We start from the raw sequence: 25,297 nt of genomic DNA on the forward strand, positions 1-25,297 counted from the left end.
GGCGCCTACGCTTCCGAGCCGTGCGACTCGTCGGCGCGAGCGGTGTCGCGGTCCGCCTGAACTCCGGCCTCCCGTGCGGCCACCGCACGCGCCTCGCCCTGCCGGCGGCCCCTGCGCAGCCCGAAGTAGTACGCCAGCACCCCGGCCCCGATCGCGGCCTGCAGGGCGAAGAGCGCGGACTCGATCTCGCCGGACGGCGGCTCGTACAGCGGTGAGAACCACGGCTTGTAGTCCGGCTCCAGCTCCGTGATGGCCCTCTCCGCCTGGGCGTCGGACCCGGCGAAGGGCTCCTCCTTGCCGTCGCCGAGCCCGAGGGCCAGCGGCAGGACCGCCAGGGCGGCCACGACCAGGAGCAGCAGAGTGTTGATCTTCGCGTTACGGCTCATCGGGCAACTCCCAGCCTGGTCAGTTCGGCCTTGCTGGACTGCGTCAGCAGGCGCATCACCAGCACCGTCAGCAGCCCCTCGCTCACCGCGAGCGGGATCTGGGTGACCGCGAAGATGCCACCGAACTTGGCCAGCGCGCCGAGGAATCCGCTGCTCGGGTCCGGGAAGGCCAGCGCCAACTGGACGCTGGTGACGCAGTACGTGGAGAGGTCGGCGACGAAGGCGCCGAAGAACACGGCGACCATCAGCGGCACCCCCGACCGCCGGAGCAGCCAGTAGGTCCCGAATCCCGCCCAGGGGCCCGCGATCGCCATGGAGAATACGTTGGCACCCAGCGTGGTGAGCCCGCCGTGGGCCAGCAACAGGGCCTGGAACAGCAGGGTGATGGTGCCCAGGACGGCCATGATCGGCGGTCTGAACAGGATCGCTCCCAGTCCGGTGCCGGTGGGATGGGAACAACTGCCTGTCACGGATGGGAGCTTGAGTGCGGAGAGGACGAACGTGAAGGCTCCGGACGCGCCGAGCAGCAGGGTGCTCTCGGGATTCGCCCTGACTTCGCGGGTCAGTGCCCGTACACCGTGGACGACGAAGGGGGCGGACGCGGCACCCCAGGCGACCGCGTGCAATGGGGGCAGATACCCCTCGGCTATGTGCATGTCTGAGAAGACCTCTCCAGCACCTCGTGGATGGACGACGCGCCCCGGCCGGTCTCCTGGCTGACGGGTCATGCCGCCCGGACTCCGCCTTCCCGGGGCGGCCGCGGTCTCCCGCGGACGTCCCAGTGGCTCCCCCGAGGGGGTCGGAACCGGACTTCCCGATCACAGTGGCGAGGGCCGCACCGGTTCTTCACCGGTTTCCCGTGCACCAAGGCCCTGTGACCCTATTGGGTACGGGGCCATTTGTCACAAGCGGCAGTACTGGCCGGTAACACAACGGGGCCGGATGCGGTAGTGGGCTCACCGGGGTCAGAATGGTGCAATGCCGGACAAAAAGAGGAGGCGGCATGAACGCTGAGTCCGATTCCGAGCGGGAGCGGCTGGGTGGCGTGACTCCCGACAGGCTCCTGCACACCGGTGCGCGTGACGACGTGGACGCCGAGGATCTGGTTCTCGCCTCGGGGCGCGACATCACTCCGAAGAATCTGGAGTGGGCGCGGCGCCGCCTGGAAAAGGAAGGCCGCGCGGCCATCGACAAACAACTCCCCTGATTCACCTTCTCCGTATGGCGGTGCGCGCCGGCCCCGGTCCACGGGAGGCGGTGCGCACCTTTATGCGCACTCCGGCCGGTCCGCCCAAGATCGCTCAGTCCGTTCCGTAGACGCTCTCCGTGAAGGACGCGATCTGGTTCGCGGGCAGCTTCCTCACGAGATTCGCCTCGCTGATCATGCCGACCGGCCTGCCGGCTTCCATGACGACGATCCTGCGCACCCGTGCCTCGCTCATCAGCTTGACCGCCTCCGCCGCTCCGGCGTCCGCGTCGACCGCGATCAGGTTGCCCTGGGCGAGGTCGCCCGCGGTCACCCTGGACGGGTCCTTGCCGGCCGCGACGCACTTCACCACGATGTCGCGGTCGGTGACGATCCCGGTCAGCTCTCCGTCGCTGCTTCTGACCGGAAGTGCGCCGAAATCGTGGTCGCGCATCACCTGTGCCGCGCGGTCGAGTGTCTCGGTCGCGGGAATGACACGGAGATCGCCGGTCATCAGGTCGCGAGCGGTGAGCATGGAGGCCTCCGGGCGGGATGTCGAGGGTCGCCACCGACATGCTGGCCGTGTTCGGGCCCGTATGCGAGCCGGAGATGCCGTACGGGTGAGCGGCCGCCCGGCCCACGGTCGTCCAGGTCGATCAGCAGGTCCCCGCCGCGGCGGGGCACACGCTGCAGTCCGCCCAGCGCCGGCCGGTGACCATGATCAGTGGGTATGCGTCGGCACGCGTGACGGAGAGGTCCCGAACCAACTCTCCGGTGGCAAGGGAGCCCAGCACGTCGACACCGCCCCCGGCGTCCAGATCGCACGTCCGCGCTACCGCCATCTCTGCAGGGCGCCGCAGGCCAGAAGGCCGACGTTCACACGATCGAGGCCAAGCCGCCCTTACTGACGCTCCCCAAACAGCAGTTACCAACCCTCCGGTCCGGCCGACTGAGGCGGCCCTGGCCCGGCCGGCCCCGGCTCGGGGCCGTTCGGCCCTCGATCGGGCCCGGTGCCCCGGCGGATCGTGGGAACCAGAACCACTCGACGACGCGGCAGGGCACCGCGTTCGGTGCATGACCGGACCCACGGGGTGGCACAGGGCCGGGGAGATCGTGAGCGGTTCCGTCCACCCACGGGTGACCGCGCCGACAGTGACCAGTAGGAGCCGCAGAGATGAAGCACTGCAGAGTCGGAAACCTGATGGTGGACGAGGTCGTCTCGGTCACCCCGTCGGCACCCTTCAAGGACGTCGCGAAGCTGCTCGCCGAGCACGACATCAGCGGTCTTCCCGTCCTGGACGACGACGACCGGGTCCTCGGGGTCGTCTCCGAGAGCGATCTCCTGGTCCGCCAGGCATCGGCCGGGCAGCCGGAGCCGGAACCGAACGGCCCTCGGCACGCAGGCCAGGACACTCCGGGCACAGCCAGGTGGGATGCCCTCACTGCCACGCAGCTGATGTCCGCACCGGCTGTCACCGTCCGTGCCCAGGACACGGTCGCGGAGGCGGCTCGTACGATGATCCGGCGCGGCGTGGAGCGTCTTCCCGTCGTCGACGAGGAGGACCGCCTCGTCGGCATCGTGACCCGGCGCGATCTCCTCAAGGTCTTCCTGCGGCCCGACCGGGAGATCCGCCAACGGGTGATCGAGGACGTCCTTCTGGACACGATGCGGCTGGCGCCCGATGCCGTCGCCGTGCACGTCCTCGACGGCGTGGTCACCCTGGAAGGGCAGCTGGAGAAGAGCACTGACATCCATGTCGTCCGGCGGCTGACCGAGCGGATCGACGGCGTGGTGTCGGTGGCCGACCACCTCACCGCACGCGTCGACGACTCCCGCACGACGCCGTCCGACCGGACGGCAGACCACATCGCGTGGTGACGTCGGCCCCGCGCCGTGCGTTACGGCGGCGCCCCCGACGCCTCGGATCGGGCCGGCCGGAGCACCCCCCCCGCGGACTGACGACGGCGGACGGTCAGCGGCCGCGGACCGAGGACGTCGGTTCCGGAACGGGGTGCGCGGGCGTGCTCACCCTGGTCGTTCACCCGGATGGTGACCTTCCCGCCGGTCTGCGTGGCCGCCGGGACGTCAACGGTCCCGGTGTGCTGCCGGGCCGCCGGATGCTGCCGGACCGCCTCCGCCGCGCTCCGCCTTCCCGGGGCGGCCGCTCAGGGACCGCTCGGCCCCGGAGGGGCGGCGGCGAGCACCCGAACGGGCGACGTACCGGCACGCACGCCTGTACGTTGGTGCCGTGCGGAGCATGAGAGACGCGGACCCCGGCCTCTTCGGGCCTGCCTCGGTGACCTGGCAGTTGCACGGTGATCCGATGATGTGGGTGGCGGGCGTTCGCGCGCTCTACCTCCAGGCGCTGCACCCCCGCGCGGTTCGCGGTGTCTTCCGGAACTCCACAGTGTTTGATGAAAAGAGGGGCAGGCGCGACGCCTGGGGCCGGCTGATGCGCACCGCCGGCTTCGTCGGCACCATCACCTACGGCACCACCGAGGCCGCGGAGAAAGCCGGCGCCCGCGTCCGCCGAATCCACCGGACGCTCGGCGTCGACGAGCCGGAGCTGCTGCTCTGGGTGCACTGCGCCGAAGCCGACTCGTATCTGAGCGTGCTGCGCCGCTCCGGATTCGTCCTCACCGATGCGCAGGCCGACCGCTACATCGACGAACACCGCACAAGCGCCCGGCTGGTCGGTCTCGACCCGGCGGGGGTGCCGTCGAACACCGCGGAACTCGCCGCGTACTTCGAGAAGGTACGTCCCGAGCTGGCCGCCGGCCCCGAGGCGCACGAGGTCGACGCCTTCCTGCGCCGACCCCCGGTGCCCGCGCCGCTGGTCCCGGCGCGTGAAGTGCTGTGGCGGCGCGTGGCCGCGCTCGCCTACGCCGCTCTGCCTCCGTACGCCCATGAGCTCTACGGCAGACCCGTGTCTGCACCGGCCGCGGTCACCCGTCAACTCGCGCTCGCCGGCACCCTGCTGCGCTGCATTCCCGCACGTGTGCGCTGGCAACTCCCGCCCAAACACATCCTGCGGGCCATGGCGAGGCTCGGCCCCGAAAGCCGCCCGGCACCGTACAAACTTCGCAGACAGGCCGCCATACTGGACGGAGCGGGGTCGACGAGGGCGCATCGGCGGAGCGAGTGAGCCAAAGGGGGGCGCGGGCGCCGAAAGGGAGAACGCGTGCAGGCCCGAGGAGCGAGGGCCGAGCACGATCGACCGTCGGCGCACGCTGGAGCCCCCCGGAGGCGAACCGAGCCGGAGACAACGACGGGGGCGACGGCACGCAATGGGGGACACCAGGCTGATCCACGGAAGGTACCGGCTGCTCGAACTGATCGGGCGCGGCGGAATGGGCGAAGTATGGCGGGCCCACGACGAGTCCCTCGGCCGTCGCGTCGCCGTCAAGTGCCTGAAGCCGCTGGGCATGCAGCGCGAGGAGACCCGCTCCGGAGTGCTGCGCGAACGCTTCCGGCGCGAGGCCAGGGTCGCCGCCGCGCTCCAGCACCGCGGGGTAACCGTCATCCATGACTTCGGCGAGGAGGACGGCGTCCTCTATCTGGTCATGGAGTTACTGGAGGGGCGCAACCTCAGCCAGTTGCTGGAGGGGAACAAACACCACCCGCTTCCCGTGCCCGAAGTCCTGGACATCGCCGAACAGGTGGCCGCCGCCCTCGCCTACTGCCATGAACAGGGCATCGTGCACCGCGACCTGAAGCCCGCCAACATCATGCGGCTCGCCGACGGCACGGTGAAGATCTGCGACTTCGGCATCGCCCGCCTCGGCCATGACATCGGCTTCACCGCCCGGCTCACCGGCACCGGCATCGCCATGGGCACACCCCACTACATGTCGCCCGAACAGATCGGCGGCGGGCCCGTGGACCACCGCAGCGATCTCTACTCGCTGGGCTGCGTGCTGTACGAGATCGCCACCGGCGCCCCGCCGTTCGACCTCGACGACGCCTGGGCGGTCCTCGTCGGCCACCGCGACACCCCGCCCCGGCCGCCGGGCAGCCACCGCCCGGACCTCCCCGAGTTCCTCGACCGGGTCGTACTCGATCTGCTCGCCAAGACCCCGGAGGAACGCCCCGCCGACGCCCGGGACCTCGCGCGACGGCTGGCCGCCGGACATCCCGCCGGCCACCGGCCCGAACCGGTGCTCCACACTGCCGCCGGGCAGCCCGTGCCCCGCGCTCCCCGGCTGCCGTCCTGGACCCGCGGCATGACCACCGGACACAAGGCGGCCGCCGCCTCCACGTCCACGCTCAAGGCCACCCCGCCCGACCCCAGCGCCGGCCTGACCGGCGCCTGGACCACCTCCGAGGTCCGGCGCGACCGCCCGCCGGCTCCGGAACGCCCCACCCCACCGCCCGAACTGCTCGGTGCCCTGACGGGGCGGCACAACGCGGGACTCGGCCTGGCGCGGCTCGGCCGCTGGGAGGATGCAGGAGAGGTGCACCGCGGGGTGGCCGCCGAGCGCGAGCATCTGCTGGGCCCCGACCACCCCGACACCCTCGCCAGCCGCTTCGAGATCGGGTTCACGCTCAGCAGGACCGGGCGCGCGGCCGACGCGCTGCGCGAGTTCGGCCGGGTGGCCGACGGCCGGGAACGCACCATGGGCGCCGATCATCCGGAGACCCTGGCCGCACGCCAGGAGACCGCCTACGTCCTCGGGCAGCTCGGCAGGCACTTCGAGGCGCACCAGGTGTACTCCGCGGTGCTCGCCGCCCGCGCGCGCACCATGGGTGCCGACCACCCCGACACCCTGCGCTGCCGCCACAACCTCGCCTTCAACCTCGGCAGGCTGGGCCGTCTCGAGGACTCCTACCGTATGGCGCACGAGGTCGCGGAGGCCCGCGCCCGGGTCCTCGGCCCCGACCACCCCGACACCCTGGTGACCCGCTACGAGGTCGCGTACGCGCTGGGCCAGCTGGGCAACTGGACGGAGGCGCTCCGGACCTACCGCGAGGTGGCCGCCGCCCGCACACGGGCGCTCGGGGCCGACCACCCCGACACCCTCGCCGCCCGGTACGAGGTCGGCATCAGCCTCGGCCGCCTCGGTCGCAGCACCGAGGCCCTGGAGCTGTACCGTTCGCTCGTCGACGACCGCACCCGGGTGCACGGTCCGAACCATCCCGAGACCCTGCGCGCCCGGCACGGCCTCGGCGTCAATCTGGGCCGCCTGGGCCGCTGGGAGGAGGCTCTCGCCGAGGCCCGCGACGTGTGCGCGATCCGCGAGCGGGTCCTCGGCCACGACCACCCCGACACGCTCGTCAGCCGCCGCGAGGTCGCCGTCGGCCTCGGCTGGCTGGGCCGCTGGGCGGATGCGCTGACCGTCTACCGCCAGGTCGCCGAGGCCCGCGAACGGGTCCTCGGCGCCGACCACCCCGACGCGCTGGCCAGCCGCGGGGACGAGGCGCAGTGCCTGGAACAGCTGGGCCGCGGCCGGGAGGCGGTGGAGATCTACCGCCGGGTGGCGGCGCTGCGGAGGCGTGCCTGAGCCGCTGCCCCCTGGCACCAGCCGTCCGCGCGTGCTACCAAGGGCCATGCCCGCACATGCCGAGTTCGTCAAAGACGTATACGACGCGGTGATCGTCGGCGGAGGCCACAACGGTCTTGTCGCCGCCGCCTATCTGGCCCGCGCCGGGCGGTCCGTGATCGTGCTGGAGCGCCTGGGGCACACCGGCGGGGCGGCCGTGTCGGCCCGGCCGTTCGCCGGTGTCGACGCCCGGCTCTCCCGCTACTCCTATCTGGTGTCGCTGCTGCCCGAGAAGATCATGCGTGACCTGGGCCTGCGGTTCACCCTGCGCAAGCGGTCCGTCTCCTCCTACACCCCGGTGGTGCGCGGCGGCCGGGCGACGGGGCTGCTGGTCGGCGGCGGGGAGGACCGCACCCGGGAGTCCTTCAGGGCACTGACCGGATCCGACGCCGAGTACGCGGCCTGGCGGGAGTTCTACGGGATGACGCGGCGTGTGGCCGAGCGGGTCTTCCCCACCCTCACCGAGCCGCTCCCGACCCGGGACGCGCTACGCGAACGCGTCGATGACGACGACGCCTGGCGGATGCTCTTCGAGGAACCGATAGGTGTCGCCGTCGAACGGCGCTTCACGGACGACCTGGTCCGTGGAGTCGTCCTCACCGACGCCCTCATCGGCACCTTCGCGGACGCCCACGACCCGTCCCTGGTCCAGAACCGCTGCTTCCTCTACCACGTGATCGGCGGAGGCACCGGTGACTGGGACGTGCCGGTCGGCGGGATGGGCGCGCTCACGGACGCGCTGGCCGCCGCGGCGCGCGAGGCGGGCGCGGAGATCGCCACCGGGCGCGAGGCGATCCGGATCGACACCGACGGCGGCCACGCGGAGGTCGCCTTCCGCACGGATGCCGGGGAGGGCGCGGTCGCCGCCCGGCACGTCCTGGTCAACGCCTCGCCCGAGACGCTCGCCGGTCTGCTCGGCGAGGAACCGCCGCCGGGGGCGGCCGAGGGCGCGCAGCTCAAGGTGAACATGCTGCTGCGCCGGCTGCCGCGGCTGCGCGACCGGTCGGTCGACCCACGCGAGGCGTTCTCCGGCACCTTCCACATCGCCGAGGGATACGGACAGTTGGCTGCCGCCTACGAAGAGGCCGTGGCGGGCCGGCTGCCCAGCGCCCCGCCGTCGGAGATCTACTGTCACTCACTGACCGACCCCTCGATCCTCGCTCCCGAACTCGCCGAGCGGGGTCACCACACGCTCACGCTCTTCGGACTGCACACTCCCGCCCGCCTCTTCGCCCGGGACAACGCCGCGGCACGGGACGCCCTGCTCAAGGCCACCCTCGCGGAACTGGACGCACATCTGGAGGAGCCGATCACCGACTGCCTCGCGCTCGACGAGGACGGCAGGCCCTGCATCGAGGTCAGGACCCCGCTCGACCTGGAGCTCGAATTGCGGCTGCCGGGAGGCAACATCTTCCACCGCGCCCTCGCCTTCCCGTACGCCGACGAGACGGCCGGGACGGGGAGGTGGGGCGTGGCGACGGCGCACCCGAACGTACTGCTGTGCGGGGCGGGCGCCGTACGCGGAGGAGGGGTCAGCGGCATCCCCGGCCACAACGCCGCGATGGCCGTACTCGGCAGATAGCTCAGTCCGCGGAAGGCCTCCAGCCTGCCGCCTCGATCCGGGCGGCGTCCTCCGGCCGGGCCTCGTCGAAGAGGGTGCGGCGCCCGTCGAGGACCCGCAGGCCGTCCACGTACGCCCCGCGGCCGGTGTAGCGCCGGTCGCTCGCGTAGCGCCAGCGCAGCCGCACCCGGACGCCGGCGAAGTCCGCCAGGCCGGCCTCCAGCCGGTGCCACACACGCCCCGACCAGCCGCTGACCGAACCGGCCGGATACTGCTGCGGCTCCTCACCCTTGCTCACGGTCGTGAAGGGCACGGCTCGCCAGGTGACCCCGTCGTCCGGCGAGGCCTCCAGGAAGAGCACGTCGGAGCCGGGCTCGGTGTCCCACCACAGGGAGCAGCGCAGCCGGGGGTCGGCCGTGCCGAGGTCCAGGGCGGGGAGGGTGAGCGTGGCCGCCGTGTCGTTCGTCATGCCGGAGAACCAGGCGGTGCTGCCGTGCGGCGGGCGTACGGCGACGCAGCGGGCGAGGTTGTCGGCAGCGGCGACGCGCGGAGCGCTTCCGGAGCGCCAGTTGCGCACCGGGTGGATGGAGTTGCCGAGGACGACGAGGAAGGAGTCGGTGGTGGGGTCGATGACCAGGCTGGTGCCGGTGAAACCGGTGTGGCCCGCGGTGCGGGGGGTGGCCATGGCACCCATGTACCAGTGCTGGTAGAGCTCGAAGCCGAGGCCGTGCTCGTCGCCGGGGAAGGCGGTGTTGAAGTCGGTGAACATCAGCTCGACGGACTCGGGCTCCAGGATCCTGGCGTGTCCGTACGAGCCGCCGTCGAGGAGCGTCCGGGCGAGGATGGCGAGGTCCCAGGCGCAGGAGAAGACGCCGGCATGGCCCGCGACCCCGCCGAGGGCGAAGGCGTTCTCGTCATGGACCTCGCCCCACACCAGTCCGCGGTCGAGGCCCGACCAGGGACGCCGGGCGTCCTCGGTGGCGGCGATCTTCGGTTTCCAGGAGGCGGGCGGGTTGAAGCGAGTGCGGTGCATCCCGAGTGGAGCAGTGATCTCGTCGTGGAGCAGCGCATCGAGAGGGCGAGTGGTGATCTTCTCCAGGACCAGCTGAAGTGTGATCAAATTCAGGTCGGAGTAGAGGTACTTGGTGCCGGGCGGGCTCGCTGGGGGCTCGTTCCACAGCCGACGCAGCATTGCCTCACGGCCGGGCTCGTTGTAGAGCGGGATCCATGCCCGGAACCCGGACGTGTGGGTGAGCAGCTGCCGTACCGTGATGTCCTGTTTTCCGGCCGCCCCGAATTCGGGAAGGTACGCGGCGACCTTCGCCTCCAGTTCCAGCGCCCCGCGCTCGATCTGCTGTACCGCGAGCAGCGAGGTGAACAGCTTGGACACGGACGCGAGGTCGAAGACCGTGTCCTCGGTCATCGGTATCCGCTGCTCCGCCGGGAACTCCACCCCGGTGTCGGTCTGCTGGTCGTACGCCGAGTAGCGCACCGCCATGCCGATCGGACGGTGCAGCGCGACCGTGCGGCCCCGTCCCGCGAGCAGCACCGCACCCGCGTACCAGGGGTGCACGGGGGAGGGGCCGAGGAAGCTCTCGGCGTCCGTCACCAGCTTGTCCAGGTAGGCCGGCAGCAGTCCGGCCGACTCGGCGGAGCCACGCCGCAGGCCCGGCCGTCCCCGCCCCGGGTCGCTGCCCGTCACCGGAGCCGCCGTCGCGACCGGCACCGAGGCCAGGACCAGGGCTCCGCCGAGTGCCAGCACTCCGCCGCCCAGACGCCGTCTGCTGAACCCGCCCATCACGCCACCCCCTGAAAGCAATTTTCGGGACCACCGGCAACTGCCGGAACTTTCTTCCTCTCCTGCACCGCCCGCAATCCTCATCTGACATGACATCAGAAAAATCCTTCCTTCGTCCGCGGGGCTGCGGCGATCTGCACCCCATGCGGGCAGAGCCGGGCAGGAGAGGCCGTGCGACGCCGTCCTTCCCGCCGTCGGTCGGCGACGGCGGGGAAGACGCCGAGCGCCGCGCTCAGCCGCGTTCGCGCACCCGTTCCACCCGCAGCGCGGGCGAGGCGAGGATGTCCTTCTCGCAGAAGCGCGAGGTCACCCAGCGCTCCTCGAGCAGAGCCGGGTCTGGTCCGCGTAGTGCGGTGACCGCGGATTCGACGACTGGGAGTACATCAGCAGCGTCCGCGCCACAGGGCAGCGGCTGCTGTCCCAGCCCACCGCCTGGATGCAGCTGGAGCCGTTCCCGACCTCCGTGTATCCGCCCGCCGCCGGATTCCACGCGGCCTCGGCCTTGTTCCAGATGCCGAGCGTCTCCGTGAAGCCGTGGACGGAGCTTCGAAAGGGCTGTTGCGCCTGTCCTCATTCAGCACACCGGTACGGGTGTCAACATGCAGTTCGGTATCCAAGGTCTTGACCCTTCCCGGCGCGGCCCGCAGGATCCAGCCATGAGAGGACTCCTCAGCCGGACCGTCGACGGCGTTCTGCGCCGCAGCGCACAGCGCACTCCCGACCGCACCGCGGTGCGCTACGCCGACAGGTCCTGGACCTACGCCGAACTGGACACAGCGGTCTCCACGGCGGCCGCCGTGCTGACCGAGGAGCACGGGCTGCGGGAAGGAGACAGGGTCGCCGCCTACGGCCACAACTCCGACGTCTATCTGATCGCGTTCCTCGCCTGCGCCCGGGCAGGTCTTGTCCATGTCCCGGTGAACCACAATCTGACCGGTGACGACCTGGCCTACATCCTGCGGCAGTCGGACAGTTCGCTGGTGCTGGCCGACCCGGACCTCGCGGGCCGCGTCCCCGGTGACCTCACCGTACGGCCACTTCGTGACGACACCGGATCACTGCTCCAGGCCCTGGCCACCCCGCAGCCCTTCGATCCGGACCGGGATGTGTGGAACCTGGTCCAGCTGCTCTACACCTCCGGCACCACGGCGCTGCCGAAGGGCGCCATGATGACGCACCGGGCACTCGTCCACGAGTACGCCAGCGCCATCGAGGCCCTGGACCTCCAGGAGACCGACCGGCCCGTCCACTCCCTGCCGCTCTACCACTCCGCCCAGATGCATGTCTTCCTGCTACCGTATCTCGCGGTCGGCGCGGAGAACATCATCATCGACGCACCGGAGCCCGGGCAGATCTTCGACCTGGTGGAGGCCGGCCGGGCAGACAGTCTGTTCGCACCGCCGACCGTCTGGATCGGTCTGGCCAACCACCCCGAGTTCGTCACCCGGGACCTCTCCTTCCTCCGCAAGGCGTACTACGGCGCGTCGATCATGCCCGTACCGGTACTGGAACGGCTGCGCGAACGCCTGCCGGGGCTCGGCTTCTACAACTGCTTCGGGCAGAGCGAGATCGGCCCCCTCGCCACCGTGCTGCGGCCCGAGGAGCACGAGGGCCGGATGGACTCCTGCGGCCGGCCGGTGCGTCATGTCGAAGCACGGGTCGTCGACGAGGACGGCAAGGACGTTCCGGACGGCACCCCCGGCGAGGTCCTCTACCGCTCACCGCAGTTGTGCAAGGGCTACTGGGACAAGCCGGAGGAGACCAGGGAGGCGTTCCGCGAAGGCTGGTTCCGCTCCGGGGACCTCGTGGTGCGCGATGCGGAGGGGTACCTCACGGTCGTCGACCGGGTGAAGGACGTCATCAACTCCGGTGGCGTACTCGTCGCTTCGCGTCAGGTCGAGGACGCGCTCTACACCCACCCGGGCGTCGCCGAAACCGCGGTCATCGGCCTGCCCGACGAGCGCTGGATCGAGGCCGTCACCGCGGTCGTGGTCCCGCGCGGCGAGGTCACCGAGGACGAACTCCTCGCCCACGCACGCGAGAAACTCGCCCACTTCAAGGCCCCCAAGAGGGTCCTGTTCGTGGACGAGCTGCCGCGCAATGCCAGCGGAAAGATCCTCAAGCGCGAGCTGAGGGACCGTTTCACGCCTGCCTGAGATCGACGATCCGCTTGATCTTGCCGACGGACCGCTCCAGCGTCTCGGGGTCGACGACCTCGACCGCGACCGACACCCCGACCCCGTCCTTGACCGCCGTCGCGATCGCCGTCTCGGCGGCCGCCCGCTGCTCCGGCGTGGCCCCGGTACGGGCCTCGGCCCGTACGGTCAGCGCGTCCATCCGGCCCTCGCGGGTCAGCCGCAGCTGGAAGTGCGGGGCGACATGGGCCGTGCGCAGCACGATCTCCTCGATCTGGGTCGGGAAGAGATTCACCCCGCGCAGGATCACCATGTCGTCGCTGCGCCCGGTGATCTTCTCCATCCGGCGGAACACCCGGGCAGTGCCGGGCAGCAGCCTGGTGAGATCCCTGGTCCGGTACCGGATCACCGGCATGGCCTCCTTGGTCAGCGAGGTGAACACCAGCTCACCCCGCTCCCCGTCCGGGAGCACCTCGCCCGTGACGGGGTCGACGACCTCCGGATAGAAGTGGTCCTCCCAGATGTGCAGCCCGTCCTTCGTCTCGACGCACTCCTGCGCGACTCCGGGGCCCATCACCTCCGACAGCCCGTAGATGTCGACGGCGTCGATGGCGAACCTCTCCTCGATCTCTCGCCGCATCTCCTCGGTCCACGGCTCCGCGCCGAATATGCCCACCTTGAGGGAGGTCGTACGGGGATCGACGCCCTGCCGTTCGAACTCGTCCAGCAGCGTCAGCATGTACGACGGCGTCACCATGATGATCTCGGGCCGGAAGTCCTGGATGAGCTGCACCTGGCGCGCTGTCATGCCTCCCGAAGCCGGAATGACCGTGCAGCCGAGCCGCTCCGCGCCGTAGTGCGCTCCCAGGCCGCCGGTGAACAGCCCGTATCCGTACGACACATGCACCTTGTGCCCGGGCCGCCCGCCGGCCGCCCGGATGGAGCGCGCCACCACATCGGCCCAGGTCTCCAGGTCGCGCTCGGTATACCCGACGACGGTCGGCCGGCCGGTCGTGCCGCTGGACGCGTGAATACGCCGGATCCGGTCCTCCGGGACGGCGAACATCCCGAAGGGGTAGTGATCGCGCAGATCGGTCTTGACGGTGAACGGGAAGCGGGCGAGATCGGCGAGCGACCGGCAGTCATCGGGGTGCACCCCGGCCTTGTCGAAGGCCTCCCGGTAGAAGGCGACATTGTCGTACGCATGCCGCAGTGTGGAGCGCAGCCGTTCCAGTTGCAGCGCCTGGAGTTCCTCCCGGCTGAGTCGTTCTCCTGCGTCCAGCAGATCCGTCATGCGTCGTACTCCCGTCCCAAAACGGACAACCGATCATTCGGTAGAGGTGTCGGAGACAGTTATTCAGCAGCCTCCCGCCGACGTCAAGGGTTCGCAGCGGGCCGATCACCGGCGGACATTGTCTTGATCGCTGCACACTGCAAGGATCTTGCGTATGCCGAAGCTGATCGCGCACGACGGGACCGAGCTGGCCTACCACCTGCGGGGGAAGGGCGAGCCGCTGATCTGCCTGCCGGGCGGTCCGATGCGGGCCACCGCCTACCTCGGCGACCTGGGCGGTCTGGACGCGCACCGGCAGCTGGTGCTGCTGGACCTGCGGGGCACGGGCGACTCCGCGGCCCCGGCCGACCCGGGGACGTACAGGTGCGACCGGCACGTCGACGACGTGGAGGCGCTGCGCGAGCACCTCGGTCTCCACCGGATCGATGTGCTGGCCCACTCGGCCTCGGCCAATCTCGCCACCCTCTACGCCGCCCGGTACCCGCAGCGGATCGCCACGCTCGTCCTGGTCACGCCCGGCGTCCGGGCCGTCGGTATCCAACCCGGCCGGCGGCAACCCACACGAAACCGTCGGCGGGATCCAGCATCTCGCGCTGTCGGTCGGCGCGGAGCAGCTCGCGGCCCCGACCGCGGCGTCGAGGACAGCCTCTGCCTTTGATCTTGCGCAGTGCTCCGCCCTTCAGCCTGTTCTTGCGAGGAACCCCGTGCGTTCGCGCCCGGGAGGAATCGCATCCTGGCCGCCAGTGGTGCGCCGCCGCAAGCGCCCCGCCTGAGCGGGGCAGCAGCTCGGTCCTTCAGGGCCGAGTAGTTGACGCGGGAGAGCACTTCAACGCGAGGATCTGGGCGTCTTTGCGGGCAACCGCCTCGTCCCGGAGACCTGAGCCGGTTTTCCCCGGACGCGCGGCGGCGCCATGGGGCTGTGGGTGCCGAGCCGCGCCCCCGTTGATTTCCGGGCCGTTCGTGGCCTGTCGGACTCCCGGGGGCGATGACTAGTCTGGCCCCCGGGACGACGAACCGGGAGGAGCACGGACGTGGCCGACAGCACCATCCAGCAGTCGCTCATGGGCTGGGACAAGCCGGAAGACCTCGATCTCAGCAACGCGGAGTGGCAGTCGGGCAGCCAGGGGGCGGGCGACGTCGAGATCGCCTTCGTCGAGGGGTTCATCGCGATGCGCAACGGCGGCCGTCCGGAGAGCCCGTCGCTGATCTTCACCCCCGCCGAATGGCGCGCCTTCGTGATCGGCGCCCGAGAGGGCCAGTTCGATCTGACCTGAACCGCGGCCGCGCAAGGGCACCGCGGTCCTGCCGGTAATCCGGCGATCATGACCGCGGAGCCCGCCCGCGCTCGGCGGCCTGGTCACGAGGACCGGGCGTTCTCCCGGAAGAGATGCGCCCACGGGCGCTCCCGGCCCTGGCTCACCGCGGCGATGCCCTCTTCGCTGTAGCGTGCCGTCTGGAGCGACCAGGCCAGATTGCCGCTCATGAGCATCCGCATGCCGTCCACGTAGTGGTCGACCTGGTCACGCACATCCTCGGGAACACCCATGTCGCCCAGGGTGCCGCCGATGCCCGCGGCGAGTTCCTGGAAGCGCGCGAGGCGGGAGTTGGCCAGCAGCGCGACATGACGCACGGCATCGTCGACGGTCCGGCCCGTCTCCTTGTGCAGAATGATGACGCTGTTGTTGACGTCACCGGCGGCGAGTTCCTTGTCCACGGAGACGATGTCGTTCACGAAGATCACCACGTCGGCGGTGATCTTCCGCATCTCCGCGAGCGGAGCACCCTGGTGCAGTTCTCGCGGCAGGGCGTAGCGGCCGTTTCGTTCGACGAGGTCGAGGCAGGGTTGCACCCCTATGGAGTCGCGTCGTCCCTGAAGGAACCCGGCGAGCGGGAGGGTGCCCTGGCGGGTCCGGTTGAGCGCCTCCCAGTGATAGGCGGTCAGATAGTCACGCCAGTGGTCCCGGAACCGGTTCCGCCACAGCGGCGGCATGCCCTTCGAGACACGTTGCCACAGATCGCGGAAGCTCTCGGCGAGGGGGTCGCCGGACTCGTGCGGCCGGACCGTGTCTTCGTGCATCACGCGCATCACGGAGTCCACCAGCCGTGCGACCGCTTCGGGACGCTGCCCCAACGAGCCGTCGAACTGGTCGTCGAAGACGAAGAACCAGCCCATCAGATCGCTCGCCAGACGGAGATCCTCGGGGCCGGCGTCCGGATAGAAGTACGCCATCAGGAGCTCCAGGCGCATGGCGTCGTACTCGGCCGTCGCCCGTTCCCCGCTCAGCATGCCGAAACGGTCCAGCCACTGGAGTGTGTGCAGGCGCCCGTGGTCGTGACCGGGGTGACACCGGGCAGGGAAGGGGGTGCGGACCAGTCCGTTCCGTAGTGCACGGATGCGATGGGTCTCCAAGCTCCGCCTCCTTCAACTGCCGCACGCAGCAACCTGGGCGGAGCTGCCGACCGGTCAAAACCATGGTGCGCCGGAGCGGAATGCGGCACAAGAAGCGCGGACCAAATATCCGGGTACCCCTCAAAGGCGCTCTCTCCTCAGCAGGTTGGGGCAGAAACGGTGCATTCACGGTCATCAGGGGTGCGAGTCCGGAACTCGGGGGGATACGGCGAACGGTATGAGGCGTAGGCTCGGATCTACTGCCGAATAGGGACGGTCGTCGTGGGGGACACGAGAAGCCGGCGCGGTTCCACGCGCCGGACGCTGTTGGAGCGGGAAGCGGAACTTCTGCAGCTCGACGGCATGCTGAACGAACTGTGCGGTGCATCGGCCGAAGCCCGGGGCCCAGGAGGCGGAGGGCTGCTCGCCATCGCCGGTGCGGCGGGTCTGGGCAAGACCACCCTGGTCGCCGAGGTGCGCAGGAAGGCCGCCGCACGCGGCTGTACCCTTCTGACGGCCCGAGGCGGTGAGCAGGAACAGGGTGTGGCCTTCCACGTCGTACGCCAGCTTGTGCAGCCTGTGCTGGCGACGGCGTCCGAGGAGGAGCACCGGAAGATCCTGGGCAGTTGGTACGACATCGTGGCGCCCGCCGTAGGCCTGGTGGCCGGCGACGGCAGCAGCACACCCGACCCGCAGGGCGTGCGGGACGGCCTGGACTGGGTGGTCACCCGGTTCGCCGTCCAGCGTGGTCCCGTCGTGCTCGTCCTCGACGACGCGCACTGGGCCGACGCCGAATCCATGGCGTGGCTCAGCTCGTTCGCCCCGCGGGCCGACGATCTGCCTCTGCTCATCGTCGTCGCCTACCGGCCGGAGGAACTTCCCGCCCATGCCGCGGAGCTCCGCAAACTGGCCGAACGGAACGGCTCACGTCCACTCGAACTCGCGCCCTTGACTCCGTCCGGGGTCGGCGACCTGCTGCGCGACAGGCTGGGAGAGAGCGCCGACGGTCCCTTTTCCAGGGAATGCTGGGCGCTCACGGGTGGCAATCTCTTCGAAGCCGTCGAACTGATCGCCAAGGTCTGCGAACACGGCATCGAACCGCAGGACGCCAACAGCGCGGAGCTCCGCGAGCTGGCCTCCGCCGTGAAGGGCAGCGGACTGGTCCAGCGGCTCGAACGCCTCGGTACTTCGGCCGTGCGGCTCGCCTGGGCTGTCGCCGTACTCGGCACGGAGGGACGGCTGTCGCTGGCCGGCAGCGTCGCGGGACTCGGCGCCGAGGTCACCGCGGACGCCGTCGAAAAGCTTCGCGCCGCGCGCATATTCACCGCGAACACGGACGCCTCGGACAGGCTCGACTTCCTCCACCCGCTCATCGGCACGGCCGTCTACCGGGCGATACCCCCGGCGCTGCGGGTCGCCATGCATGGCCAGGCCGCCTTTGCCGTCAGCGAGGCCGGCCTCGGGGCCACCGCGGCGGCCCGGCATCTGCTGGAGATGCATCCGGACAACGACCCTTGGGCCGTACAGCAGTTGCGTACGGCAGCCCGCGAGTACCTCCGCGCCGGCGCGCCGGAAGCAGCCCAGCGCTGCCTGACCCGCGCCCTGCGCGAGCCGCCCGCGCTCGACGAACGGGCCGAGGTGCTCTTCGAACTCGGGTGCTCCGCCCTTCTCCATGAACCCGCCACCACGGTCAACCACCTCAAAGCCGCCCTCGAGGAGCCCGGAATCGCCCCGGCCCTGCGGGAGGCCATCACCGTGCGGCTGGCCCAGGCGCTGGCCCACACGGACCGGCTGGCGGAGGCTGCCAGGACTGTCGCCGACGAGGGTGCACGGTCCAGCAGCGCCGGAACCCGGCTGCGGATGCAGGCCCACAGCTTGATGTGGAACGCCTTCTGCGCCGATGAGGAGGACTCGCCGGCGCGCTCCCGGCGGCTGGCCCGAATCGCAGACCATCTGACCGGGCGCGGCAAGGCGGAGCGCTACATCCTGGGCATGCGGGCCTGGGACGCGATGGTGCGCGGTGAGCCTGCCGAGACCGCCCTGCACTACGCCGAGCAGGCTCTCAGTGGCGGACTGTCCTGGACCGACGAGAACTGGGGCTTCGAGGTCCCGATTCTCGTCGCGCTCACCTTCATGTACTGCGACCAGCCCGGACGCGCGGACGAGCTGTTCACCCAGGGCATCGCGGAGTGCGAACGCAAGGGCTGGCGCGGGGCTCATCTGTCCTTCGGCCTCACCCTGCTCGGCTACATCCGCTTCCGGCGCGGACGACTTGCCGAGGCGGAGGAACTCGTGCAGGCCGGTCTGACCGTGGCCGACCGGGTCGGGCAGCGAGTCCCGGCGCAGTTCTACGCCGTCGGCATCCTGATCGAGATCCTGCTCGCCCGTGGCCGGGTCGAGGAGGCTCAGGAGGTGTCCGACACCTATACCTACGGAGAGATCGTCCCCAACGCCGTTTCCTTCCCCGACTCCGAGACCGTCTACAGCGAGCTGCTGCTCGCCTCCGGTCTGAGAGGGGACGCCGAGCGCCGGCTGCGGGCAGTCGGCCTCAGGCTGGAGCGCCGCAGGATGCGCAATACGGGGTGGTGTCCGTGGCGGCTGCTGCTCGCCGAGGCGCTGGCCCACGCCGATCCGGCGGAGGCCAAGGCCCTGGCTCAGGAGGGTGTGGAGTTCGCCCGCCGATTCGGCACGCCGTCGGCCATCGGCCAGGCCCTGCACGCCGCGGCCAAGGTGACCACCGGCGCGGAGAGCCTGGCCCTGATGGCGGAGGCCGTACAGCATCTGGAGCGATCACCCGCGGCGTACGAACTGGCCTGCGCACTCGTCGACCACGGCGTGGCACTGAGCCGCGCGGGGCTTCCCCAGGACGCCGCCGAACTGCTCGTGCACGGTATGGAGAGCGCGACCCAGTGCGGGGCAGACGCCCTGGCCGTTCGTGCCCGGGACGAGCTCTCCGCCTGCGGACTGCGGCCCCTGCGCCCGCGCTCCGCAGGCACCGAATCGCTCACTGCGAAGGAGCGCGCCGTGGCGGAGCGGGTGGTACGCGGTCTGGAGAACACCCGTATAGCCGCGGAGCTCGGCACCCGCGAGCGGACCGTCGAACTGCTGCTCTCCGGCGTCTACCGCAAGATCGGAACAGACCGGGCGGGACTGTCGAAACTTCTGGACCAGCACGCGGCCGTCCGGCCGGAAAAGCAGCCCTGATCCCGGCCCGAAGTCCCTGCACGCCGCGGGCCGGGCACGCCCGTGCGCCCCGGCGTGCTCAGCGCCACCGCCCCGGCGGCCGGAGGCCCGCGAGGGCCCCGGGCCGCCGGGGCGGTCGCGCCGTCCATGCGGCTCCCGCGCCCATGGCCCGTCGGACGGGGGCCGGAGACGCCAACCGCCCCCGGACCCGTACCATGGCAGCATGTCCTTCCTCCGCCGACGCAGCTCCGCCACACCCGCGGGCCCGGACTTCGACGTCCTGGCCATGGACCCGGGTGACTGGCCCGGCAATCTGGGCGCCGGCCTGCTGCCCGCACCCGACGGCAGCTGCCAGGGTGTGTTCCTGCGCTACGACCTCTACGGCGGTCGCGGCCCCGCGATGATCATCGGCAACCTGCCGGAGGGCTCCCCGGCCCGCGAGGTCGAAGAAGGGCAGATCCCCTTCGAGGTCGCACAGCTTCTGCTCGCCCTCGAGAACGACGAGCCGGTCGAGGTCGTCGGAGTCGAGGACATGCCGGTGATGCAGGGCGACAACCTGCTCATCGTGCGCCGACTGAAGCTCAGCGAGAGCCGCATCTCCTGTGTGCAGTTCGACCGCAGCGACAACGTGCTGGTCACCATCGCCAGCTGGGACCGGCCCATCACCGACGACCTGTACGCGCTCCTCAAGCCGCTCCCGGCGGAGCTGTTCCAGCAGGGCTGACGACCAGCCGTACGTCGGAGGCCTTCACATACGCGATCCGGTGTCCGAACTGGATCTCGTAGTACCCCTCCTGACCGCGGACCACCTGATGCCCCGTGGTGTCGTACGTCGGCGCCCAGTAGTACTCGGGCGCCGCCTTGCCGCCGACCACGTACCGCTGGCCCGCGAGCAGTTTGTAAGGCAGCGGGGAGACCGTCTGCACCGGCACCGTCGACGAGTACGCCGACGCCTCCGGATAGGCGCGGCCGTACACCGGGATCTCCGTCAGGCCGTCCCTCGGTGTCAGCAGCAGGCCCTTCGATTCCACCGCGGTGGGCTGCTTCGGCGGGTTGTGGAACCACGCCTTCTGGCCGAGGTACCAGATCGCGGTCCAGTCGCCGCGGCGCTCCGCGACCGCGTACTGCTGGCCCGTGGACGCGCGGGCACCGGTGTCGTTGACGCCCGTCGTGGAGTTCTGGCCGCCCGGCCGCAGACCGATGTCCTTCACCAGCGGCGCGTCCTCCGCCGGGGCCGTGTGCAGCCGCACCGCGCCCGAGCCGTGCGGCGGGCAGGCCTGGCCGGCCTGGGTGCAGCCGGTGTACAGCGGCTGGTGTCGCTCGTACTTCGGCCGGATGGTCACGACCGCGCTGCCTGGGCCCGCGGTACGGGTGAAGGGGCGACCGAGCAACTGGAAGTAGTGCGCCCAGTCCCAGTACGGCCCCGGGTCGGTGTGCATCTGGCGGATGTTGGCCGTCACGGGACCCGGCACATTGTCGTGCCCGAGGATGTGCTGCCGGTCCAGCGGGATGTCGTACCGCTTCGCCAGGTACTTCACCAGGCGTGCCGACGTGCGGTACATCGCCTCCGTGTACCAGGAGTCGGGTGAGGTCAGAAAGCCCTCGTGCTCCAGGCCGACCGACTTGGCGTTGACGTACCAGTTGCCGGCGTGCCAGCCGACGTCCTTGAGCCGGAGGTGCTGGGCGATATGTCCGTCCGAGGAGCGCAGCGAGTACTGCCAGGAGACATACGTCGGGTCCTGCACCAGCTTCAGCGTGACGTCCCAGCTCGCCTCGGTGTCGTGGATGACGATGTAGTCGATGGACTGGCTCGCCGGGCGGTCGGCCTTGTCGTGGTTGCCGTAGTCGCCGTCCCCGAACTCCTCGTAGGGTGCCGGGATCCACTCGCAGGCCACGCTGGACGGACACTCGACGGGCCCGGTCGCCGGGGTACGCAGCCCCAGCCCGTCCGCCTGGGCGGTGTCGGGCGCCAGTCCGGGGGAGGCGGGCAGCTCGACCCGCTGGCCGCTGTCGGTGGTGCGCTGCTCACCGGAGCGGATCACGTCGTACACGTCATCGGCGTACGTCGTGGCGGTCGCGATGTCGTCGGCACCCGAGTAGCGGGCGACCGCGCCGTACCACTCCGCCGGGTCGTCGCTCAACGGCCGGCCCGACTCCCGCTGGGCGGCGGCGAGAAGCGCGGCCCCGCCCAGGACGTTCGCCGACGGGCTCTGCCGCAGCTCCTCGGCGGGCAGCCCGGTGAGCTCCGCAGCCCGCTCCAGCGTCCGCAGCCGGCCGGGGAGTTCGGCCGGGAGCGGCAGCTCCCGCTCGGCTCCGGTCCGCGCGGGACGGGCGTCGTCGCCGCGTGCGTCCTCGTCGCCGTCCGAGTGGTGCGGGGCCTCGGCCAGAGCCGTCCGTGCGTCGGTCAGGTGCATGGGGCCGTAGCCGCCCGTCACGCTCGGCGCTCCGCCGTGGGTGTCCCAGCGCGACTGCAGATACGACACACCGAGCAGCACGCTCTGCGGCACTTGGTACTGCGCGGCCGCGGCGGCGAAGTCGCGCTGAAGCGCACTCGACGGAGGCGGCTCGGCGGTCGAGGACGGTGTGGCCGACACCAGGGAGAGCAGCAGAGCGGCCGACGCCAGGGCGCCGGCCGCTCCTAGTGGACGTACACGGGTGGATCCTTGCAAGGCAGCCTCCAGAGACGTGCGATGCGCGAATGGACGTGCGATGCGCGAAGGGATGTGCGGGGCCGAACTCGAATACAGAGGTATCGGGTTCCGGGCGATCCGTCAATCATGCCCAGCGGCGACGATTTTGCACGTCAACGGCCTGCGGCGCGTCAATGGAATGGACCAATGTCTTTGCCCGGATATGCGTCGGCGCCTGGTGAACACGGGTTCACCAGGCGCCGACACTCCCCCCCGTCCCGGGTCAGCGAGTCCCCACGGCCGCGCGCACGGCCCTCCGCGCCAGGGCGCAGTCGTCGTGCAGCCGCCGCAGCAGCAGCCGCTGCTCCTCGCCGGACGACAGGACACCGGGCGGCAGCGGTGCGGAACCCGTTGGAGCCGCCTCGCGCATGGTCCGCTGGACGGCCGTCTCGTACGTACGGATCTCCCGGGTCAGTACGAGCATCAGATTGACCAGGAACGCATCACGCGCCGCGGGGCCCGCGGCCTGCGCGAGCTGACTGACCTGCCGCCGCGCGGCCGGCGCGTCACCCATGACGGCCCAGAGGGTGGCCAGGTCGTACCCCGGGAGGTACCAGCCGGCATGGTCCCAGTCGACCAGGACCGGACCGGTCGGCGAGAGCAGGAAGTTGGACAGTAGCGCATCACCGTGACAGAACTGGCCCACGCCCTGCCGCCCGCCGGTGTGCGCCAGGCCGTGCAGCAGTTTCTGCAGATCCCCCAGGTCACGGTCGGTGAACAGACCCAACTCGTGATAACGGGCGATCCGCGAGGCATAGTCCAGCGGTGCACCGAACACCCCGTTGGGCGGGCGCCAGGAGTTGACCCTGCTGATCGCGCCGAGGGCGGCCCGCACATCGGCACGCGGCGGAGCCTCGGCCGGGTGCCGGGTGAGGGCCGCCGCCCGGCCCGGTGTCCGCTCGATCACCAGTGTGCAGTTGTCGGGGTCCGCGGCGATGAGCCGCGGCACCCGCACCGGTGGACGGTGCCGGACGAAGGCGCGATAGGCGGCTATCTCATGACGGAACCGCTCGACCCAGGCGGGGGAGTGGTCCAGTAAGCACTTGGCGACGGCGGTGCTGCGTCCGGTGGATCCGACGAGCAGCACGGAGCGGCCGCTGCGCCGCAGAGCCTGCACCGGGTTGAACTCGGGACAGATCCGGTGGACCGATGCGATCGCCATGCGCAGCTGGGCGCCCTGGGGGCCGGACAGGTCGATTCTCCCGCTGAGCGGCTGGCCGGCGGCACCCGGCCGGAGCCGGGGCCGTCCGACGGCCGGCGCCGCGGCGGCAGCGTGGGCGGGGTCGAGATACGGCCCGCCGCCCGCCGGGAACTGACGAAGCGGTCGCGGCTGGGCGGACACGGAGGATGATGCTGTGTACATGGGCGACAGAACCCTTCGTGCGCCGACGAGTTGAGAGGCGCCGCCCGCTCCGGCTTCCGGCCGCACCCTGGGGAATGCGGAGGGCTGCCGGGGCGGGGCGGCGCGTTCCTACCTGACACCCGTCCGCGGGTGGCACACCATCTGGCGCACCCTGGCGAACCCTGGCGAATAGTCCCGCCGCATCTGACACGGGGTTACTGTCAACTCAGCCGAGAACCTGGGGGCTTGACGTGAGCGGACAACCCAACACCCGCCTGGCGGACCTGTTCGGCCTGGCCGGCTGGTCCAAGGGGGAACTCGCGAGACTGGTGAACCGGCAGGCGGCGGCCATGGGCCATCCGCAGCTGGCCACCGACACTTCGCGGGTCCGGCGCTGGATCGACATGGGCGAGACGCCCCGCGACCCCGTGCCCCGGGTGCTGGCTGCCCTGTTCACCGAGCGACTCGGCCGTGTCGTGACCATCGAGGACCTCGGGTTCGACCGGAACGGGCGCGTGGGGAGACGGCGGAGCGTCGGGAACGTACAGAACCCCGACGGACTGCCGTGGGCGCCCGAACGGACGGCAGCGGTCCTCACCGAATTCACGGGAATGGACCTCATGCTCAACCGACGCGGCTTGGTGGGCGCGGGTGCTGCGCTCACCGCAGGCTCCGCACTCAGCAGCGCCATGTACGACTGGCTGCACACCGATCCCGCCCTTGCGGGAGACGCCCCCCGCATCGACGATCCCTTGTTCGCCGACCCAGCCGGTTTCGACCGCTACGAAGCCGCGCCCGTCGGGTCACAGGAGATCGAGGCCCTGGAACGTTCGGTCGAGGTGTTCCGTGCCTGGGACGCCTCCCGCGGCGGCGGTCTCCAGCGCAAGGCGGTCGTGGGACAGCTCAACGAGGTGGGCGGCATGCTCGCCTACCGCCACCCGGAGCACCTCCAGCGCAGACTCTGGGGCGTGGCGGCAAATCTCGCCGTCCTCGCCGGCTGGATGTCCCACGACATCGGCCTGGAACCGACTGCCCAGAAGTACTTCGTCATCGCCGCGCACGCGGCGCGGGAGGGCGGGGACCGCCCACGGGCCGGCGAGGCCCTGTCCCGGGCGGCCCGCCAGATGGTCCACCTCGGCCGCCCCGACGACGCCCTGGACCTGATGAAGCTCGCCAAGTCGGGCTCCGGCGCCGAGACCCTGCCGCGCACCCGCGCCATGCTGCACACCATCGAGGCATGGGCGCAGGCGTCCATGGGCCGGGGGCAGGCGATGCGCCGTACCCTCGGCGAGGCCGAGGAACTCTTCGTCTCCGACAAGGGCGATGTACCGTCGCCCAGCTGGATGCAGATGTTCGACGAGGCGGACTTGCACGGCATGCAGGCCCTCGCCTACCGCACTCTCGCCGAACACGAGCCGACCGCAGCCGTCATTGCGCAGCGCCATGCCCGGCAGGCGCTGGAGCTGCGCGCCAACGGCCGCCAACGGTCCAAGATCTTCGACTATCTCTCCATGGCTTCGGCCTGCTTCATCGCCGACGACCCCGAGCAGGCCGACCGTTACGCCCGGCTGGCCCTGGTGTCGATGGGGGAGACCTCCTCGCACCGCACCTGGGACCGGCTGCGCGAGATGTACCGGCTCACCGGTGAGTACGCCGGCTACGGAAAGATCGAGGACCTCCGTCGGGAGATCCAGCTCGCACTGCCGAACAGGCCGTCCAAGCCCGCCGGGAACGCTGACATCTGAGCAGGGGGTGTACGTGAGTCACATACAACCCCTTCTTTTCCGCTGTC

18 protein-coding genes, 2 pseudogenes and 1 riboswitch are annotated in these 25,297 nt (G+C 70.7%); of the genes and pseudogenes, 11 read left to right on the forward strand and 9 right to left on the reverse strand.

What is annotated here, in order from left to right:
• Positions 1–5 precede the first annotated feature (5 nt).
• Together ABD858_RS31100 and ABD858_RS31105 are read right to left on the reverse strand one after the other, a co-directional pair.
• Positions 6–386 carry an energy-coupling factor ABC transporter substrate-binding protein gene (locus ABD858_RS31100; protein WP_345043819.1) on the reverse strand — a complete coding sequence of 127 codons (381 nt, stop codon included), beginning with the start codon at positions 384–386 and terminating at the stop codon, positions 6–8.
• Positions 383–1,042 carry an energy-coupling factor ABC transporter permease gene (locus ABD858_RS31105; protein WP_345043821.1) on the reverse strand — a complete coding sequence of 220 codons (660 nt, stop codon included), beginning with the start codon at positions 1,040–1,042 and terminating at the stop codon, positions 383–385. The genes ABD858_RS31100 and ABD858_RS31105 overlap by 4 nt, the downstream gene beginning before the upstream one ends.
• A 29-nt stretch (positions 1,043–1,071) precedes the next feature.
• A riboswitch (cobalamin riboswitch) is annotated at positions 1,072–1,270 on the reverse strand.
• Between the two features lie 119 nt (positions 1,271–1,389).
• Here ABD858_RS31105 and ABD858_RS31110 point away from each other — a divergent pair.
• Positions 1,390–1,593, forward strand: a complete 204-nt coding sequence (locus tag ABD858_RS31110; RefSeq protein WP_345043824.1) for a hypothetical protein — start codon at positions 1,390–1,392, stop codon at positions 1,591–1,593.
• A 94-nt stretch (positions 1,594–1,687) separates the two neighbouring features.
• Here the strand turns inward: ABD858_RS31110 and ABD858_RS31115 are convergent, their stop codons facing one another.
• A complete protein-coding gene (locus ABD858_RS31115; protein WP_345043826.1) occupies positions 1,688–2,107 on the reverse strand; it encodes a CBS domain-containing protein in 420 nt (139 codons plus the stop codon).
• Between the two features lie 639 nt (positions 2,108–2,746).
• Between ABD858_RS31115 and ABD858_RS31120 the strand changes: the two genes are divergently transcribed.
• From ABD858_RS31120 to ABD858_RS31135, 4 genes are all read left to right on the forward strand, one after another.
• The gene (locus ABD858_RS31120; RefSeq protein WP_345043829.1) at positions 2,747–3,451 is read left to right on the forward strand and encodes a CBS domain-containing protein; all 705 of its coding nucleotides are present in this window, start codon (positions 2,747–2,749) and stop codon (positions 3,449–3,451) included.
• 379 nt (positions 3,452–3,830) lie between these two features.
• Positions 3,831–4,718, forward strand: coding sequence for an oxygenase MpaB family protein (locus ABD858_RS31125; protein ID WP_345043830.1), 888 nt, complete (start codon positions 3,831–3,833; stop codon positions 4,716–4,718).
• Between the two features lie 142 nt (positions 4,719–4,860).
• Positions 4,861–7,074: a serine/threonine-protein kinase gene (locus ABD858_RS31130; RefSeq protein ID WP_345043833.1), complete on the forward strand. Its 2,214-nt coding sequence runs from the start codon at positions 4,861–4,863 to the stop codon at positions 7,072–7,074.
• 46 nt (positions 7,075–7,120) lie between these two features.
• On the forward strand, positions 7,121–8,695 hold the full coding sequence (locus tag ABD858_RS31135; RefSeq protein ID WP_345043835.1) for a phytoene desaturase family protein: 1,575 nt from the start codon (positions 7,121–7,123) through the stop codon (positions 8,693–8,695).
• Between the two features lies 1 nt (position 8,696).
• Here ABD858_RS31135 and ABD858_RS31140 read toward each other — a convergent pair whose 3' ends face one another.
• Both ABD858_RS31140 and ABD858_RS31145 read right to left on the reverse strand, forming a co-directional pair.
• Positions 8,697–10,472, reverse strand: coding sequence for a serine hydrolase domain-containing protein (locus ABD858_RS31140; protein WP_345043838.1), 1,776 nt, complete (start codon positions 10,470–10,472; stop codon positions 8,697–8,699).
• Positions 10,473–10,704: 232 nt separating this feature from the next.
• Positions 10,705–11,021 (reverse strand): annotated as a pseudogene (locus ABD858_RS31145) (penicillin acylase family protein); the annotation flags it as partial.
• A 107-nt stretch (positions 11,022–11,128) separates the two neighbouring features.
• On the opposite strand from ABD858_RS31145, the gene ABD858_RS31150 reads away from it, so the two are divergent.
• Positions 11,129–12,628 (forward strand): acyl-CoA synthetase, encoded by a 1,500-nt coding sequence (locus ABD858_RS31150; protein ID WP_345043840.1) that lies wholly within the window; start codon positions 11,129–11,131, stop codon positions 12,626–12,628.
• On the opposite strand, the gene paaK is transcribed toward ABD858_RS31150, so the two are convergent.
• Positions 12,615–13,901: a phenylacetate--CoA ligase PaaK gene (gene paaK, locus ABD858_RS31155; protein ID WP_345043843.1), complete on the reverse strand. Its 1,287-nt coding sequence runs from the start codon at positions 13,899–13,901 to the stop codon at positions 12,615–12,617. The two genes, ABD858_RS31150 and paaK, sit on opposite strands and share 14 nt — an antisense overlap.
• Positions 13,902–14,055: 154 nt before the next feature.
• Here paaK and ABD858_RS31160 point away from each other — a divergent pair.
• A pseudogene (locus tag ABD858_RS31160) lies at positions 14,056–14,526 on the forward strand (alpha/beta fold hydrolase); the annotation flags it as partial.
• Between the two features lie 406 nt (positions 14,527–14,932).
• Positions 14,933–15,175 (forward strand): DUF397 domain-containing protein, encoded by a 243-nt coding sequence (locus ABD858_RS31165; protein ID WP_345043845.1) that lies wholly within the window; start codon positions 14,933–14,935, stop codon positions 15,173–15,175.
• 83 nt (positions 15,176–15,258) lie between these two features.
• Here the strand turns inward: ABD858_RS31165 and ABD858_RS31170 are convergent, their stop codons facing one another.
• Positions 15,259–16,311 (reverse strand): isoafricanol synthase, encoded by a 1,053-nt coding sequence (locus tag ABD858_RS31170; RefSeq protein ID WP_345043848.1) that lies wholly within the window; start codon positions 16,309–16,311, stop codon positions 15,259–15,261.
• Between the two features lie 342 nt (positions 16,312–16,653).
• On the opposite strand from ABD858_RS31170, the gene ABD858_RS31175 reads away from it, so the two are divergent.
• Both ABD858_RS31175 and ABD858_RS31180 read left to right on the forward strand, forming a co-directional pair.
• On the forward strand, positions 16,654–19,494 hold the full coding sequence (locus ABD858_RS31175; protein ID WP_345045033.1) for an ATP-binding protein: 2,841 nt from the start codon (positions 16,654–16,656) through the stop codon (positions 19,492–19,494).
• A 202-nt stretch (positions 19,495–19,696) separates the two neighbouring features.
• Positions 19,697–20,197: a hypothetical protein gene (locus ABD858_RS31180; protein ID WP_345043850.1), complete on the forward strand. Its 501-nt coding sequence runs from the start codon at positions 19,697–19,699 to the stop codon at positions 20,195–20,197.
• Here ABD858_RS31180 and ABD858_RS31185 read toward each other — a convergent pair.
• Entirely contained in the window at positions 20,160–22,142 is a 1,983-nt protein-coding gene (locus ABD858_RS31185) for an N-acetylmuramoyl-L-alanine amidase (protein WP_345043853.1), read from the reverse strand. The two genes, ABD858_RS31180 and ABD858_RS31185, sit on opposite strands and share 38 nt — an antisense overlap.
• A gap of 244 nt (positions 22,143–22,386) precedes the next feature.
• Positions 22,387–23,526, reverse strand: a complete 1,140-nt coding sequence (locus ABD858_RS31190; RefSeq protein ID WP_345043856.1) for a phosphotransferase — start codon at positions 23,524–23,526, stop codon at positions 22,387–22,389.
• Between the two features lie 230 nt (positions 23,527–23,756).
• Here ABD858_RS31190 and ABD858_RS31195 point away from each other — a divergent pair, with 230 nt between their 5' ends.
• Positions 23,757–25,250: a DNA-binding protein NsdB gene (locus ABD858_RS31195; RefSeq protein WP_345043859.1), complete on the forward strand. Its 1,494-nt coding sequence runs from the start codon at positions 23,757–23,759 to the stop codon at positions 25,248–25,250.
• Positions 25,251–25,297: the final 47 nt, after the last annotated feature.

Origin of the sequence: Streptomyces sannanensis, assembly GCF_039536205.1 — a bacterium.
Taxonomy (GTDB): Bacteria; Actinomycetota; Actinomycetes; order Streptomycetales; family Streptomycetaceae; genus Streptomyces; species Streptomyces sannanensis.